At 38.6% G+C, this 15,159-nt stretch carries 18 protein-coding genes; 6 read left to right on the forward strand and 12 right to left on the reverse strand.

What is annotated here, in order from left to right; translation table 11 throughout:
* Positions 1–25 precede the first annotated feature (25 nt).
* The 4 genes from ABOO_RS05765 to ABOO_RS05780 are packed head-to-tail and all read left to right on the forward strand — an operon-like array spanning position 26 to position 3,422.
* Positions 26–481 carry a PadR family transcriptional regulator gene (locus ABOO_RS05765; protein WP_008085639.1) on the forward strand — a complete coding sequence of 152 codons (456 nt, stop codon included), beginning with the start codon at positions 26–28 and terminating at the stop codon, positions 479–481.
* Positions 474–1,850, forward strand: coding sequence for an MATE family efflux transporter (locus ABOO_RS05770; protein ID WP_008085636.1), 1,377 nt, complete (start codon positions 474–476; stop codon positions 1,848–1,850). Before ABOO_RS05765 ends, ABOO_RS05770 begins: the two co-directional genes overlap by 8 nt.
* Positions 1,851–1,907: 57 nt before the next feature.
* Positions 1,908–2,435: a hypothetical protein gene (locus ABOO_RS05775; protein WP_008085625.1), complete on the forward strand. Its 528-nt coding sequence runs from the start codon at positions 1,908–1,910 to the stop codon at positions 2,433–2,435.
* A gap of 60 nt (positions 2,436–2,495) precedes the next feature.
* Positions 2,496–3,422 (forward strand): TIGR00269 family protein, encoded by a 927-nt coding sequence (locus tag ABOO_RS05780; RefSeq protein WP_008085699.1) that lies wholly within the window; start codon positions 2,496–2,498, stop codon positions 3,420–3,422.
* On the opposite strand, the gene ABOO_RS05785 is transcribed toward ABOO_RS05780, so the two are convergent.
* From ABOO_RS05785 to ABOO_RS05835, 11 genes are read right to left on the reverse strand one after another with little or no spacing between them, the layout of a single operon-like run.
* Positions 3,400–4,305: a DHH family phosphoesterase gene (locus ABOO_RS05785; RefSeq protein WP_012997346.1), complete on the reverse strand. Its 906-nt coding sequence runs from the start codon at positions 4,303–4,305 to the stop codon at positions 3,400–3,402. The two genes, ABOO_RS05780 and ABOO_RS05785, sit on opposite strands and share 23 nt — an antisense overlap.
* Before the next feature lie 32 nt (positions 4,306–4,337).
* Positions 4,338–5,021 (reverse strand): TIGR00153 family protein, encoded by a 684-nt coding sequence (locus ABOO_RS05790; RefSeq protein ID WP_008085650.1) that lies wholly within the window; start codon positions 5,019–5,021, stop codon positions 4,338–4,340.
* Between the two features lie 6 nt (positions 5,022–5,027).
* Positions 5,028–6,284: an inorganic phosphate transporter gene (locus ABOO_RS05795; RefSeq protein WP_008085654.1), complete on the reverse strand. Its 1,257-nt coding sequence runs from the start codon at positions 6,282–6,284 to the stop codon at positions 5,028–5,030.
* A 13-nt stretch (positions 6,285–6,297) separates the two neighbouring features.
* Positions 6,298–6,627: an NUDIX domain-containing protein gene (locus ABOO_RS05800; RefSeq protein ID WP_012997348.1), complete on the reverse strand. Its 330-nt coding sequence runs from the start codon at positions 6,625–6,627 to the stop codon at positions 6,298–6,300.
* Positions 6,624–7,622 (reverse strand): 60S ribosomal export protein NMD3, encoded by a 999-nt coding sequence (locus ABOO_RS05805; protein ID WP_008085692.1) that lies wholly within the window; start codon positions 7,620–7,622, stop codon positions 6,624–6,626. The genes ABOO_RS05800 and ABOO_RS05805 overlap by 4 nt, the downstream gene beginning before the upstream one ends.
* A 36-nt stretch (positions 7,623–7,658) precedes the next feature.
* Positions 7,659–8,414: a proteasome assembly chaperone family protein gene (locus ABOO_RS05810; protein WP_008085746.1), complete on the reverse strand. Its 756-nt coding sequence runs from the start codon at positions 8,412–8,414 to the stop codon at positions 7,659–7,661.
* The gene (locus ABOO_RS05815; protein WP_008085648.1) at positions 8,395–8,577 is read right to left on the reverse strand and encodes an RNA-protein complex protein Nop10; all 183 of its coding nucleotides are present in this window, start codon (positions 8,575–8,577) and stop codon (positions 8,395–8,397) included. The genes ABOO_RS05810 and ABOO_RS05815 overlap by 20 nt, the downstream gene beginning before the upstream one ends.
* Positions 8,578–8,579: 2 nt before the next feature.
* Positions 8,580–9,344 (reverse strand): translation initiation factor IF-2 subunit alpha, encoded by a 765-nt coding sequence (locus ABOO_RS05820; protein ID WP_008085623.1) that lies wholly within the window; start codon positions 9,342–9,344, stop codon positions 8,580–8,582.
* Positions 9,341–9,523, reverse strand: a complete 183-nt coding sequence (locus ABOO_RS05825; protein ID WP_008085695.1) for a 30S ribosomal protein S27e — start codon at positions 9,521–9,523, stop codon at positions 9,341–9,343. Before ABOO_RS05825 ends, ABOO_RS05820 begins: the two co-directional genes overlap by 4 nt.
* On the reverse strand, positions 9,523–9,807 hold the full coding sequence (locus tag ABOO_RS05830; RefSeq protein WP_012997349.1) for a 50S ribosomal protein L44e: 285 nt from the start codon (positions 9,805–9,807) through the stop codon (positions 9,523–9,525). The genes ABOO_RS05825 and ABOO_RS05830 overlap by 1 nt, the downstream gene beginning before the upstream one ends.
* Positions 9,808–9,846: 39 nt before the next feature.
* The gene (locus ABOO_RS05835; protein ID WP_008085747.1) at positions 9,847–10,806 is read right to left on the reverse strand and encodes a radical SAM protein; all 960 of its coding nucleotides are present in this window, start codon (positions 10,804–10,806) and stop codon (positions 9,847–9,849) included.
* 71 nt (positions 10,807–10,877) lie between these two features.
* Between ABOO_RS05835 and purM the strand changes: the two genes are divergently transcribed.
* Positions 10,878–11,852, forward strand: a complete 975-nt coding sequence (gene purM, locus ABOO_RS05840) for a phosphoribosylformylglycinamidine cyclo-ligase (protein ID WP_008085659.1) — start codon at positions 10,878–10,880, stop codon at positions 11,850–11,852.
* On the opposite strand, the gene ABOO_RS05845 is transcribed toward purM, so the two are convergent.
* Positions 11,846–12,607: a DUF7839 domain-containing protein gene (locus ABOO_RS05845; RefSeq protein ID WP_241209824.1), complete on the reverse strand. Its 762-nt coding sequence runs from the start codon at positions 12,605–12,607 to the stop codon at positions 11,846–11,848. The genes purM and ABOO_RS05845 overlap by 7 nt on opposite strands.
* 100 nt (positions 12,608–12,707) lie before the next feature.
* Between ABOO_RS05845 and ABOO_RS05850 the strand changes: the two genes are divergently transcribed.
* Positions 12,708–15,152, forward strand: a complete 2,445-nt coding sequence (locus ABOO_RS05850; protein WP_008085723.1) for a plasma-membrane proton-efflux P-type ATPase — start codon at positions 12,708–12,710, stop codon at positions 15,150–15,152.
* Positions 15,153–15,159: the final 7 nt, after the last annotated feature.

Raw genomic sequence — 15,159 nt, forward strand, 5'->3', positions numbered from 1 at the left:
GTAAATCGATATATCTGGTGATATAATGAAAGAACCCAAAACAAAGAGTTTGAAATTGATCATTCTTGACATATTGAGGAAGTCAGAGCTCCATGGCTACGGTATTTCAGAAAAGATTGATGAGATTTATGGGGTTGGAAAGCCTAGTTCTGGGATTATATATCCAACTCTATCGTCCTTGAAAAAGAGTGGTCTTATAAAGATTTGCGCGGAGGGGGAGAGAGATAAAAAAATTTATTCTATCACTCCCAAGGGTATCGAGTATCTGGAGGAGAATAAGGAAAATCTTGAAAAAGCAAAAACTATGCTAAAAAATCTTGGAGAATTCTATTCTATGGGCGGAAAGAAGTTAGTAAAAGATATTGAAAAACTAATAAAAAATATGCATAAAATTGGAGAAGATGAGAAAAAGAGAATTGCAAAAATAATAAACAGGATGCATGAGGAGATTGAAGATATTGGGATGAGAGAGAATGAATGAAAAAGTAAACAAAAATGTGAAAACACTCCTTGGAGATCCTAAAAAAGCCATTATAAAACTGGCAATACCGATAATAATAGGTGGATTTGTTCAAACCCTGTACAATTTTGTGGACGGGATATGGGTCTCTGGACTGGGTCAAGATTCTCTGGCCGCTGTGGGTATATTCATGCCTTTTATGATGATTTTATCCGCCTTAGCAATGGGTATCGGTGTTGGAGGCAGCTCCGCAATATCACGATCCATAGGGGCTAAAAATAGAAAGAGAGCGGGAAATATCGGGGACCATACAATTATAATAGGCACATTAATAGGAATGCTCATAGGATTTTCAATGTTTCCATTCCTACACTCCATATTCATTTCAATGGGGGCAGGCCCAAAAACGGCCGAATTAGCAACTCAATACGGACAAATAATCATAATTGGCTCACCTTTTATGTTCCTATCCAGTTTGGGAAACGCCATACTTCGTGGGGAGGGGGATACTAAGAGGGCTATGTATGTGATGTTAATAAGTTCGATTCTGAACATAGTTCTTGACCCCATCTTCATTTATACTCTTAATATGGGCGTTGTAGGTGCTGCTGTGGCAACGATCATTTCTATCATCCTCTCAGCCCTCGTAATAATGTACTGGCTAATTGTGAAGAAAGATACCTATGTACAGCTTCGCCTCAGATACTTTAAAATCAAAAAGGATATAATCAAGGAGATTTTCAAAGTTGGGTTGCCTTCTTCCCTTTCTCAGCTCTCTATGTCATTCACAATGATAATTTTGAACACAATAGTTATTATGGCAGGCGGAGATTACGGCATGGCAGTGTTCTCTGGTGGATGGAGAATTGTTATGCTCGCCATAGTTCCCCTTATGGGATTCGCTGCTGCAGTTACATCGGTTACAGGTGCTGCCTATGGGGCAAGAAACATAGAAAATTTAAAAACTGGTTATTACTACGCAATCAAAATAGGAACTGTAGTTGGAGTGATAACAGGGGTGATAATAGGAGTATTTGCTCCTCAATTTACTTATCTATTCACATACTCGGAGAGCTCATCACATTTAGCTCCGGGAATAATCGAGTTCCTGCATTACATAGTGCTTTACTTCCCGGGAGTTGCCTCTGGGATGCTCACCTCAAGCATGTTTAGGGGTATAGGCAAAGGCACATACTCTCTTCTTCAAACTATAATAAGGACTCTAATTCTTCAAATTGTATTTGCATACTTCATCGGAATATATTTGAACATGGGGTTACCTGGCATCTGGATTGGCATTGTTCTTGCGAACTGGTGCGCATCCATATTTGCATTGCTATGGGGAAGATGGGTAATAAAGAAAATAGAGATCTCTTGGGCAACTGGATAAATTTGTGTAGGAAAGTATTTATATATTAAGTTCTATAAGAGAGGGCAGGTGGGGAAAATGACTGAAAAAGAAATAGAACAACCAAAGGGAATATCAGTTCTCTCTATTCTCTACATTCTAGGGGGAATATTCTGGCTGATATACCCGATATTCTACATGTACTGGCTAGGCGTATACTACAAGGAAATAGAGGGCTACATACCATGGGCCAGCTGGATGTTTAATTCTGTGTGCTGCTGGATCGGCTCGATAATCATAGCAGGGTTGTACTTTGGAATTGCTGCTGGATTGAAAAAGGGAATGCCTGGAGCTTGGGTTTGGGCAATTATATTTGCCATCATAGGCCTGTTCAATGTTCCAATAGGCACAATAATAAGCATAATAATCCTGATCTACCTATTCACGCCAAATGTCAGAAAGTGGTTTGAGCAGGGAGCAAAGAAGCAGCAGAAGGAAATGGAAAAAATGCAGAAGGAGCAAAAATTCCAGCAGATGCAAGAGGAAGAGAGAAAGAGAAAAGAGTACGAAGAGTTCCAGGAATACCTGAAGCAGAAGGAAGAGAAAGAAAAGCAAAATAAACAGTAAACCAAAACTTTTCTTTTATTTTTCTTAATCTTTTAATAATAGTTTCTTTTATGCCAAATAATGAAGTGCACCAAGTGCGAGAAAGAGGCAGTTGCAGAGATAAGATACGCAGGAACTCGCCTTTGCAAGGAGCATTTTTTGGAGTTCATAGATAGAAAGGTAAAGAGAGAAATAAGAGAGCAGGCACATTTTAAAAAGGGAGATAAGATTCTAATCGCTGTCTCAGGTGGAAAAGATAGTATGCTAACCATGTACCAAATGCACAAGATTTTTGGAAAGTGGAGAGATTTAGAACTTGTTGCGGTAACTGTTGATGAGGGAATAGGCGATTTCAGGAGAAATTGCGCTAAAGTTGCCAATATATATGCCAGAGAGCTTGGAATTGAGCATGAGGTTATAACATTCAAAGAATACCTTGGGATAACAACCGATGATGTGGCAAGAGTTGATAAAGAATTAAAGCCCTGTACATACTGTGGTGTGTTTCGTAGGAAAGTGCTCAATATGTATGCCAAGGAAATTGGTGCAAATTACCTGATTTTAGGATTAAACCTAGATGACATAGCACAGTCAATAATAATGAACATCACGAGGGGTGATACTGCAAGGCTGGCTAGATTAGCACCTCATAAAAAAATTCGTGAAGGTTTTATACCCCGCATAATTCCTTTAAGAAGGGTTCGTGAGAATGAAGTCCGTCTTTATATGAATTTGGCAAATATACCCTACTATCCAAAAAGGTGTCCATATGCTCATCTTGCTGTTAGAGATGTTTATAGGGAATTTCTGAATTCTTTAGAGGAAAGGGATCCTGCTGTAAAATTTGCCATTTTGAATTTCTTCGATGAGATAAAAGAATATATCGAAGAGAAATACTCGGCGCAGCTTCATCCTTGCAAGATATGTGGAGAGCCAACCACAGGAGATATATGTAAGGCCTGTGAATTAAAATTGAGATATGAATCTATGAGTAAAGGAGCTCAATAGCATTTAAAATTTCAGGTACAGTTACAATATCGTTTACCGTCACCCCACTTGCCTTTCGATGCCCTCCTCCTCCGTAGAACTTTGCAATTTTCAATACATCCACATCTGTATGGGTTCTAAACTCCATCTTCGTTGCAGGATTGTATTTTCCAGCACGGTAAATCAAGACCAATATTATATCAAAAGGTCCTCGGGGATCATTAGATAACATATTACTTATTATGTAAACAGGCACAGATTCTAATGCCTCAAAAACTGCTACTTTTAAATCCTTAACTTTGAATATTTTTATTTCTCTCTTAACTCTTTTCTTTAAATTATCTAACCATGTCCCATACTCTTTAATCATATTGTTATATTGAGCAAGATTTTCGAAATCTTCATTCATCAATTCCTCTGCGAGCTTGTAAAGTTTTATATTTAACTCTCTCCCAGAGTACTTCCATCTTAAGGCACCGATTATAGTGCGTATATTTTCAGCAATTTCGTCCTTTACATCATTTGTATCTATCTGATTAGCTATATCCACTAATTTTGAAGATATGCCGAAGAACTCTGCCACCACCTTTGCTGCGCTCTTGGCCTTGCTATCAATATGTATCTTCACATGAGGTAACGATACCTCTGGATTCCACTCATGGTGATCTATCCAAACAACCATATCATACATGGCAGCCGCATAAATAGCACGGTTCTCACCTGCAATATCAAAAATGTACAGTTCTCCCAAGCTCCTTTTACCGCTAGCAGACCTGCAAATTGTATCTCTCAACTGCACGGGAGAGGTAAAATAAGCTCTAACTTTAGCACCTCCAATCTTCTTAAGGAAAAGTGAAAGAGAGATGACGCCATCAGCATCCATATGGGTCATTACTGTAATCATACTCTCATCTACAAAAATAGGATATAAATAAATTATCGGGCAATAAGGGCCCTTATTCTATCTCCAGCGTTCTCAGCATGGTTGGCTATGTCTCCCAAGAGAAATACGAGTTTGGTTAGATGGAAAAGAGCAGCAGGGCTTATCTTCTCTTCGAGGGCAAATATCTGGCGCGTCAATTTTCTCTCAATTATGTCACTTTCATGCTCAACTTTATGCAACTCGTGCACTACTTTCTTCGCATTCTCTCTCTCCTTTTCCAAGAACGATGACTCAATCACAGTATTCAAAGCATCTATTGCCTTGCCAGAAATTTGTATGGACTCTAATGCCTTCGCAAATAGTTCTCTAAAGGGATCTTCCAGCTCTTTGGGAATGGGCTTCTCCCTCAATGATAGCCACTCTGTAACATCCTGAATCAAATCCACGACTTTGTCCATCTCTGAGAGAAGTGAGAGAAAAACTCCGCGGTCAACGGGCATCCAGACTCCTTTAGGTAGATGATTCCTTATATTGCTCTTGATGTAATCCGCTTTAAGCTCCATATCTTCAATTACCTTTTTTGCCTTTTCAAAATCCTCATAATTGCCTTTTAAATAATCCTCAAACGCATCTTTAAGCATCTGGGCAGCCTCTTCTACTATTTTGGCGTGGTCTATGAGCGCCTCAAAAGGTGATTTTCTAAGCGTCTCAATTATTGGAGTTCTTATAAATTTCATTTTCAATCACCCCAAGAATATATACCTAAACAATAAAAATATTCCTGCGGAAAATGCCATCGCTACGGGAAGGGTAAACACCCAAGAAAGAAGTATATTCTTTATCACCCTGTAATCCACAGTTGCTATTCCTCTTGCCAAGCCAACTCCCATAACTGAGCCAACTATAACTTGCGAAGTAGATACTGGCATTCCGAGCTTTGAAAATACAAGAACGGTAAATGCTGCGGCTAGTTCGGCTGCAAATCCCCTAGTTGGTGTTATCTCGGTTATCCTCTTACCAATGGTTTCTATAACTTTGTACCCCCAAGTAGATATACCAATAACTATTCCAAATCCTCCAAGCACTAGAACCCAGAGAGGAATGGTGACATGTGAGCCTATGGGCACTCCGTTGTATATGTCCACAATGGTAACTAATGGTCCAACTGAATTCGCTACATCATTAGCACCATGGGCAAATGCCACACTTGCAGCAGTCATGACTTGCAAGTAAATGAAGAAATTCTCTAATTTTTTGTATTTATCCTTTTCCATAAGGTCCTCTTTATAGCGACGCAGCAAGGCATAGCCAATAATCATTGCTATTATTCCCACAATTATGGATATCAATAGAGAGTTCCAAAGTCCCAAATCCAATCCTATATTTTTGAGACCTTTAAATAGAATGGACATGGCAATTAAAGCAGCTGTTAAGAATATGAAGAATGGCATAACGATCTTTGCCTCTTTTATAGGGTCATCCTTTGAAAATATGAATTTTTTTAGAATCATGAAGAATATGTAAGCCATCAGTGCGCCAAGAAGCGGTGAAATAACCCAGCTTGCTGCTATATCTCCAACAACATTCCAGTGAATCAAATCCATATTTATGACTATGGCAAATCCCATAACCGCACCTACAATAGATTGAGTTGTAGATACTGGCAATCTTAAATATGTTGCTATTGTAACCCACAATCCAGCAGCAATTAAGGCACCGAACATGCCAATCATCAACACATGAGGGTTTATTAATGTAGGACTGACTATGCCCTTGGCGATTGTATTCGTCACATGCTTTCCAACAAGTACAGCACCGAGAAATTCAAAGGTAACTGCTACAAGAATTGCTCTCTTCAGTGTTAATGCACCACTTCCAACAGAAGTACCCATAGAATTTGCAACATCATTAGCACCAATGTTCCAAGACATATAGAGAGAGGCCAAAATTGCCAGAACCAATATCAATTCTAATAGCATAATTGGGTATGCTGAAGTCATTTAAAAAATTTTCCTATATATAAATACCAGCAAACTTTAAAAACCTCACAGCTTCATCTCTTGAAAATGAGAGATTGGTAGGTAAATTTTCAAATAATTGCCAATCCATCTCTCCCCCTTTAATCTCTTCAATCTCTCCAGCAAACAGTAAAATATCCCCTTCGCTCTTTATGAATCTCAAATTTTTGAATATAATTCCCGCCTCCTCGTAGCACTCTCTCAAGGCAGCTTTGTGAGGATTTTCTTCATTCTCAACTCTACCCCCGGGGAATTCCCAGCCCCTTCTTGGATTGTTTACCATGAGAAACTTGCCATCTTTTAAAGGTACTACCACTACTATCATGGTATCACATAAACATTCTCGTTAATTCTCACAATTTTAACATTCTCCCCTGAATTGAGTGCTCTTGCAGAAATTGCATCTATAGTCCTGTAATCTTTATCCATGACCTGCACTTCATTATTTTTAGAGAATATAACTATCGCCTCTTCCAACTCATTATTCTTTTTTAGCAAATTTATCTTATGCCTTCTCGCATCAAATGTTTTCTCCCTTCCATCTTTCAAGGATATGCCTTTCACATAGTGTCCAGATACATGCCCTATCAAATAATACTCCCCATCAACCTCAACTACATCTCCAACCCTGTAATCTGGAAGACGAACAGAGTATGTCATACGATATACATCCTTGCCATCTTTCCTACCAACTATACTGGGGGATTCTTTCAGCGCAGCACCATACTTTCTGCAAAGTTCTTCAGCAACCTTCTTTGCCTCTTTTTTATCACTTATGTAAATATCCCAACCACCATGCTTGCCCTCTTCTTTCGTGATGAATAAGTTCTCGTTCTTCCTAGCATAATGCTCCAATCTTTCGTGAGTGTATCGCACTACACTCTCAAGCTCATTCTCTCTCGTACCCCTTATCTGCAGTATCGCTTCAAAATAATTGCCAAAGTATCTGTTGCATCGGGGACAGGATTCATACTTTGTATGGACAATTGAATAATGCTCTTCTTTCACATTTAACTCCTTGTATTTTATGTCAAATATGACGTGGAGTTCAATATCTCCCTCATAATCTCTGGTTTCAAAATCGAGTTCTAGTGAATCATATTCGTGTAAAGTATCTAAATTTCTAATAATTAATTCCCTTAGCATATCTTCCTCACTCAATCTCTTCCATTCACCCTTGAATTTTATAGCCCCGCAATGAGGGCATCTGATAACCTCCATATGCTGAGGCAAGCTGGTGAATTTAACCTTCTTTAGAAAACACACTTCGCATAGGCCATCGTACTTTGCCTCTCTCTTACCGCATTCTACACAGAGCATCCATTCTCCTATGGTTCATACATTAAAAAATTTTCCTCATCCTATATACCCGAGGTCCTCATGCTTTTCCTCTTGCTTCTGCTCCTCTTTTATCTGTGAGGTTATCTCCGTTATTTCTTTAGATCTCAGTTCTATGTCTGCAAGATCAATATTTAAATTGAAGTATTTGTCAACAATTTTAAGCACATTTAAAGCGCTTTTCGGATCTGAGAAATAGCCGGATGTTTCTCCCATAAGGCACGCCCCACGCATGTCAAAGACGACGGAACCTAGGCCAAGGAGCAATCCCGCAGCACCCACTATACCTCCTGATGGATCTGTTGGAGAAAAATACACTCCGTAATCTTTCAACTCTTCAACCATATCTTTATCAGTAGCTGCTCCAAATACTCTGGGATCCTCAACAAGGTTTCCCGTGCCATAACCACCTAAGGTGAATATTAGCTTAGTGCCAAACTCTTTAACTATTTCCAAAACTTTGTATGATAACTCGTACTGCCCCTCAGAGTTCATACCCTGATAATCACCCACCAATATTATCAAGTCCCTTCCATTTGGATTCTTGTAATAGTAAAGCTCGTTCTTTACAAGATAGAGAGTACCATCACCTCTCATAAGAACCTGCGGAGGGAGGTATTTAGAATAAATCTCTACAAAGAGTTTCGCATTTAATTTATCTTTCAAATACTCAGCCGAAATTTTTCCAACATTCCCCACTCCGGGAAGGCCCTCAATTAATACGGGATCATTTAATTCAGGCTTTTCAATATACTTAACTATTATTGGCTCCATATTTTTCCACCTCTTTTTTAAGCATTCTTCTATACTTTCCATATCTATCTTCAGGAGAAAATCGCGGAGGTAAAACTTCTAGAGTTTTTTCTCCACATTTTGGACATAACTCTCTCAAAGTATAAGCTCCACATTTAGGACATCTTCTTATGAGCGTGTGCATTTTCACAACCTTCTATGATATTCCCCTTCTCCACCAAGCTCCTTGAATTCTTCAAGTGCTTTATTAGCCGCGTTCTGCAAGAGCTCTTCGGCTGTTTTGTAATCCTCAGCTCTGACATTTATTCTGTACCTCGGGGCACCCATGTATGTCACAACGATATCCTCTTCTTCAATATCTTGCAAAACTTTCTTTATATGCTCAATCCCATCAGGTGCCGTGGTTGTCAATTCGAGATAACCAGAGATGCGTACATAGGGTGGCACTATATTCTCCTTTGCCACCTGTACAAAAGTATCTATCCAATCGCCCTCAAATCCTTCGTCTTTCAAAACCTCTTCATTAATTGCCGATTCTTCAAAGGCTGCAAACAATGTGCCAAAATGCTCTATCAAATCATAGCCAAACTCCTCATAACACTCTCCAACATCCTTCCCCAATCTTTGAGCCACGATTTCAAATAATTTTTCTGCCTTCTTCTCGTTCTTCCATTCCTGAATTTTATCTCTGCGTTGATGCTCATTTACTCGTTTTAAGCTCAAATCTATATGACCTCTGGAAGGATCCACACGGAGAACTTTACAGACAACTTTTTGCCCCTCTCTAACATGGTCCCTTATATACTTTATCCAGCCAGTAGCAATCTCACTAATGTGAATAAAACCTTCCTTGCCTTCGTACTCATCTAAAGTCACAAATGCCCCGTAGGGCTTAACGGTTTTAACCGTGGCAATCACGAATTCCCCCGTCTCTGGATATCCTTTTTTCACTTATACACCTCTATTATCGCGCCCTTAATATCCGCCTTACCTCCAGTTGGAATAGCAAGTGTAGCTCCGCAAATTTGACATTTTACGACAATGCTTGCCTTTGAATATATGATTTGCTCGTGACCACAATCAGGACACTTGACTTTGACAAATACCTTATCTTCCTTGACCTTAACCATTATTTCACCTCCACAAGCTCAAATTTCTTTGCGCGAATCATTGGAGAAGTATGTGCTCTATTGCATTCTGTGCACCTGAAACGCAAATTGAGACGCTTTGTGGGCTTCTCCCTACCTTCGTAAGTGGGCCTTGGAAATCCACCATAGCCAGCAGTTACACGGCGAAATCTGCGCTGTCCTGCTTTAAGCTCGCTTGCCTTCTTTTTCTTAACTTTCTCAACCACATGAATCGTATGCTTCTTACAATAAGGACAATACATCTTAACTTTCCTTGGCATCTTCATTCTGATCACCAGATTAGTGGGCAAATAGGCATATAATATTTAAGTATTTTTACCTAACTGCGGCTTTCTGAAATTCCTCAAATAATAAACATGCCCTTGATATTCAACTTTTTTAAGCTCATTTTTATTCAACATATCCTCCATTAATCCCTCAGAGGCATCTCCTTTTTTCAGCAGCTCTAATATCGCTTCTTCCCTCATTGGGTGCACTGCTGTTATTTTCAGTATATCTTCTCTGACATTCTCCAAGCTCACAAATTCATTTCCCTCATAGCCAATTAAATATTCCACCCTATTCAATTTCTCGCTGAAAATCTCGTATGCTTTTGCAACAAGCTCTTCATTTGGCTGGGTGACCCATCTTTCCGCCGGAGGTCTTGTGGGTATGGCAATATAGGCAATGTCAGGATTCAAATCTGACAGAAATTCTGCCATTTTTTCAAGCTCCCCATCATAATCCAGGCCACCTACTAGCATGGTCTCTGTAACAACTTTCCCATCATAATCATCTTTAAATTCAAGCATTCCACCAAGAATCTTGCTTAATTTTAGCTCTTTGTGGGGCTTGTTTACTCTTTTCCACATTTCTTCGGTTATAGCATCAATCTTCAAAGACACATAATCAAAATTCAAAAGAGCGTTGCGAACATCCTGATCATAAATCAAAGATGAATTGGTTATAATTGCAATGGGATAGCCCAAGGAGCGAAGCAATCTAACCTCTTTTTCTAAATTCAAATCCAGGGTTGGCTCTCCATCAGGCACGAAGGTTATGTAGTCCAATTTTATGTTCTCTTTTTCTATATCCTCTACTCTTCTCTCCACTTCTTCAAATATTCTGCTTGGCTCGTAAAATTTTTGCCTTTCAACCTGCATTTTTAAAGTATTTCCAATTTGACAATACACACAGGCATAGGTGCAGACCTTGTAAGGTATGTTATTCACACCTAAGCTTCTTCCAAGTCTGCGAGATGGTACGGGACCAAATACTATTTCCATAGATAAGGAAGGGTGAGAGAAATAATAAAAGTTTGCACAAAAACTTTAAGTTTTCAAACATTTTGCCTCCTATGAAATACAAAGATGCGGGAGTGGACATTGATAGAGAAGGTGAATTCATAAAGAAGTTACTTTCGCAGTTAAAATTTAAAAGAGGTATGTCTCTCAACATCGGAAAGCATTTCACGGGTATTGTTGAATTTGGAGATTATTATATTGCCATTAACACCGATGGTGTGGGCTCTAAAGTATTGATTGCAAATGAGATGAAGAAATGGGACACTATTGGGATTGACTGCATAGCAATGAATGTAAACGATACAATCTGCATAGGCGCAGAACCAATTGCCTTTGTAGATTATCTTGCAATTGACCATTACGATATGAATATGGCAGAGCAAATTGGAAAGGGATTAAATAAGGGGGCAGAACTTGCAAATGTAGAAATAATTGGAGGCGAAACTGCAACTCTACCTGAAATAATCAATGGAATAGATTTATCAGGCACAAGCATTGGAATTGTTAAGAAAGGAGATATAATTACGGGAAATAAGATAAAAAAAGGAGATTTGATATACGGAATACCCAGCAGTGGGGTGCACTCTAACGGGCTAACCTTGGCTCGTAAAGTTTTAAAAATGGATGATGAGTTTGAGGGCCATAAAATAGGCGAGGAATTGTTAAAGCCCACAAGAATATATGTTAAAGAGATTCTTTCCCTTCTCAAATCTTGCAAGCCCCATGGATTAGCCCATATAACTGGCGGAGGATTAAAGAATATTTTGAGATTGAAAAGAATGAGGTATATTATTGAAGAGCCGTTAAATCCGCAGAAAATCTTTGAATTAATTATGAATGCAGCCAAGGTAGATTATGAGGAGATGTACAAAACTTTCAACATGGGCATGGGCTTTGCAATAATCGCTTCTGAAGATTGCGAAAAAGAGATAAAAAATGAGATAAGAGATGCAAAAGTGATAGGATATGTGGATGAAGGCTCTGAGGTTACCATTCCTGAGTTAGATGTGAGATATACTAGTTATTGAATGTCCATAACACTACTAACTTCATATCTTACATCGCTATCTTCCAATATTTTCAGGGTATATGGAAGCATCTCATGGGACACAAAAAGTATGGTAGATATACCACGATAAGCTGCGTTTATTGCAGAGTTCACCGCTGCAAATTCAAAATCAATTTTTGCTATGTCTTTTATTGTAATATACGCCACTACCCCGCATACTCCAATTTTTCTATTTTCTTTTTTTATCAACTCTTTTATCTTCTCTTTATTTACCTTCCTGCTTCCCCCATCAGAGATTTGCGGCATAACATAAACCTTGATATCTCCATAATTTATGTTCATTATTCCTCTTAAATTCTTAACTCCCAAATCTTCACCTTTCTTTGCATCCATGGAGGCAATACCCATAGAACTTGATTCTTTCCTGTAGGTGTATATATACCCATTTTCCATAAACAGCCCTACTTTATCTCCCTCTTTAATATCTTCACCCGCTATGGCTTCTGTAATTTTTATTTTTCCAATAATTTTATTTGCCTCATGCACAAAATCTCCAATGTCCTTTAAAGATGCGTATAAAAATTCCATACCTGCTGGAGTAATTTTCCCATTCTTCAAAAACCCTGAAGATTCAAGGAGCTTCGAGTACTCAGATACTCCTTGGATAGTTATACCTACATCTGAAGCAATCTCTTTCAATTTTTTATTTCCCTTTAATATGGAAAGGAGTATCATCATCTCTGTTATCTTGCTTTTATCTCTTAGAATGCCCATAGATGAAGAAAGGGATGCAAACATATATTTTTTGCTCACAAGCATTAAAAAATCAAATAAAATAAATATAATCATTATATTACCCTATCTGGTGATTATCATGGATTCCAAAGATTTCAAATCAATGACAATTGAAGATACTTTTAGAGAACTGCAGACATCAAGGAACGGGCTTACTACTGAGGAAGCTAAGAAAAGATTAGATAAATACGGATACAACGAGATTCCAGAGAAAAAAGTAAACCCCGTGATAAAGTTTCTTTCATACTTCTGGGGCCCGATACCTTGGATGATTGAAACTGCCGCAATACTTAGCGCTTTGATACACCATTGGGCAGATTTCTGGATAATAATCTCTCTTCTTTTAGTGAATGGAATTATAGGGTTTTGGCAAGAGAGCAAAGCACAAAATATAATAGAATTCCTAAAAAACAAATTGTCTCTGAAGGCAAGGGTTTTGAGAGATGGAAAATGGATTACCATTCCTGCAAGAGAGCTTGTGCCTGGAGACATCGTAAGAATAAGGATGGGTGATATTGTTCCAGCAGATATAAAGTTATTAGATGGCGAATATGTAAATGTTGATGAATCAGTGCTTACTGGAGAATCCCTAGCAGTAACAAAGAGGAAGGGAGAAATAATATACTCAGGATCTAATGTTAAAAGAGGTGAGATGACAGGAGTGGTTGTAGCCACAGGATTACACACCTACTTTGGTAAAACTGTACAATTAGTACAACTGGCAAAAACAACTAGTAAGTATCAAAAGCTAGTCACAAAAATTGGAAATTATTTGATTCTACTAACCATATTCTTAGTGCTCGTAGTTACAATAGTCGAGCTTCATAGGGGCATGGATCCTCTTGAACTCACGAGATTCTCACTCGTTCTCGTAGTAGCTGCTATTCCCGCGGCATTACCAGCAGTACTTTCAGTAACAATGGCCATAGGTGCCTACGATTTAGCAAAAAGGCAAGCTATAGTGACAAAATTAGTTGCTATAGAAGAATTGGCAGGCGTAGATACTTTATGTGCCGATAAAACCGGAACATTGACACTTAATAGATTAACTGTGGGGGATGTAGTACCTTTAGGAAAGCATAAGAAAGAAGATGTGATTTTATACGGAGCCCTAGCATCTATAGAAGAAAACAAGGATCCAATTGACCTTGCAGTACTCAGGGCATTGAAAGATATGAAAATTGAGGGCGAGTATTCTAAATTCAAGCAAATAAAATTTACCCCATTTGATCCTGTGATAAAGAGAACCGAGGCTGTAGTGGAGAAAGATGGAGAAAAATATGAAGTGGCTAAAGGAGCACCCCAAGTGATCCTTGAGCTTACTAAAGCTAATGAAGATACAAAGAAAAAAGTTGCTGAGATAGTGAATAGAAATGCAGAGCATGGATATAGAATGATAGCAGTGGCATTTAAAAAGGGAGAAACTTGGGAGCTTGTTGGATTAATACCCCTATTTGACCCACCTAGACCTGATGCAGCTGAAACGATAAAATTCCTGAAAGAAAATGGAATAAGAGTAAAGATGATAACAGGAGATCATCTGGCAATAGCCCATGAAATTGCACAAAAACTCGGGATAGGAAAAAGGATATATCCTTACGATGTTTTGAAAGCTGCTCATCATTCAAAAAGAGTTGAGTTTATAGAAGAAGCAGATGGTTTTGCCCAAGTATTTCCAGAACATAAATTTACCATAGTCGAAACTCTCCAAAAAAATGGCCATACTGTAGCAATGACCGGGGATGGAGTAAATGATGCTCCTGCCCTAAAAAAAGCGGATGTGGGTATAGCAGTTGCTGGAGCTACCGATGCGGCTCGCGCAGCTGCAGGCATAGCATTATTGAAGGAGGGTATATCCGTTATAAAAGATGCAATAGTAGAATCTAGGAAAATATTCAAAAGGATGTACAGTTATGTTATATATCGCATAACAGAAACAATCAGGGTTCTGTTTTTCATAACCGCAGCACTTTTGGTTTATAATTTCTATCCAATTACTCCTGTGTTAATCATACTATTAGCACTTCTAAACGACATACCAATTCTCACTATTGCATACGACAATGTTAAAATTGATAAAAAGCCTAGTAAATGGGAGTTACATAAGATTTTAACAGTATCCACAGTACTTGGAACAATGGGTGTAATTGAAACATTCTTAATGCTATGGATAGCTATAAACTACTTTGGGTTATCTCCAACAAAGACTCCTGCCATATTACAAACACTAATTTTCCTTAAACTGGCAGTGGCTGGACATCTCACTATATTCGTAACAAGGACAAGAGGACCTCTGTGGAGCATAAGACCCGGAAATGGCCTACTTTGGAGTGCTGTAGGAACAAAAGCGATTGCTACAATAATTGCAATATTTGGATTTGGTCTCGCAGGAGCTATACCATTATGGATGGCAGGATTCGTGTGGATATACTGCCTAATTTGGTTCTTCATTGAAGATGCCACCAAGCTTGCCACATACAAAGCTATGGAAGGAGAAAGATTGTTCAGGAAAAGTTTCTTCTAAATATTTC

Origin of the sequence: Aciduliprofundum boonei T469 (assembly GCF_000025665.1) — an archaeon.
GTDB lineage: Archaea > Thermoplasmatota > Thermoplasmata > Thermoplasmatales > Aciduliprofundaceae > Aciduliprofundum > Aciduliprofundum boonei.